We start from the raw sequence: 1,363 nt of genomic DNA on the forward strand, positions 1-1,363 counted from the left end.
GATGCGCGTGTTGTAACCCAGGCTCAAACTTGATTTGCCGTGGTCGCTCGCAATCTGTAGCTGCTGGCGGTTCTCGGTGTCGTCGAAAGCGAGGTGATTGGTGGTGCTGCCGCGCCCGAGGCTGCGCGTGACCATACCCGAGAGCGCATAGTTATCGGGCAGCTTCCAGGCCGGCATGTTGTTCACGTCAGGTACGAACGCCACCACGACGGGCCGGTCCGGATCGCCGTTGACATAGCCCACGAGCACCTGCTGTCCGCAGCGGCCATGCGTGACCGTACCCATCTGGTCGCCCTGCCACGGCTGCGCCACGCGCACCCAGATCGATGTTCCGCCGTTGAACTCGCCCTTGCGGTCCCAGGCGTACTGAATCTCCACACGGTTATATTTATCGAGCGAGATTTCGGCGTTGTTCGGTCCCACGATGACCGCGTATTCCAGGTCTTCGAGACGCGGGCGTGGCGTAACCTGGGGCATGCGGTACGGCTCGCGTGCCGGGTACAGCTCGAACGTGGCTTCGAACGAATAACCGGTGGATCGGCCTGACATGCCCGGCATGTCCCGGATATCCAGCGTGCACGACAGCACGAGATAATCGTTGTTCGCCTCACCATGCGGATGATCGATCAGCGTGAAGGTCTTGCCGGCCTCGATGCCACGCAGCGCGCCCCGCCCGTGTGCGCGCAGCCGCTGGCCCCGTCTCGCCTCCAGCTTCACGCGCGCCAGATGTTGCGCATCCTTCTTCCAGGCGTCGTCATCCCGCCTGGAGTAACGGGTCGTATCGGGCTGGGCGTATTCGGCGCTCTCGTAGGATTCGAGACTCTCATCATGTTCGCGGCGTATGGGGCCGTACTGCCCGCGATACGGCTCGCTGTTGCGTCTGAGCCGTGGCGACGTATAGCTGTGGTCATTGACGACTACCCGGTCCAGCGCTACCGACGTGCGCCATGACAGGTGCGTGATATGTTCCCGGTCGATATGCCCGCCATCGGGGTGATACGACAACGTGTCGTAGGGCGCGCTCTGTTCCTGGCACGCGCGGATGCAGTCGGCAATGACGAGCACGTGCTTCCTGTCGTGGTGCTCGAACCAGATCACATAGCCGAACTCCTCGCACAGCCGCATGCAGAAATCCCAGTCCGTCTCCCAGGCCTGGCGGATGAAATCACGCTGGCTGGCTTCGTGGTTGAAACGGGTATCGTGCTTGAGACGAAATTCAATTTCGTGGCTGTACAGCGTGAGGACGGTTTGCAGAATTCTGGTGATATCGGAATCGGTAAAGATGCGCGAGTTTCTGCACAGCGTCGCGCGCCACCACGACGGGCGGATCACGAATTCATAGACGAGCGCACCACCCTCGGAG

Annotated in this window: 1 protein-coding gene; it reads right to left on the reverse strand. The window is 61.6% G+C overall.

What is annotated here, in order from left to right; translation table 11 throughout:
* Positions 1-1,363, reverse strand: a 1,363-nt coding sequence (locus HV773_RS36435; protein WP_175198544.1) for a type VI secretion system Vgr family protein, incomplete at both ends; no start/stop codon positions are given.

It is taken from the genome of Paraburkholderia caffeinitolerans, assembly GCF_902859945.1.
GTDB lineage: Bacteria > Pseudomonadota > Gammaproteobacteria > Burkholderiales > Burkholderiaceae > Paraburkholderia > Paraburkholderia caffeinitolerans.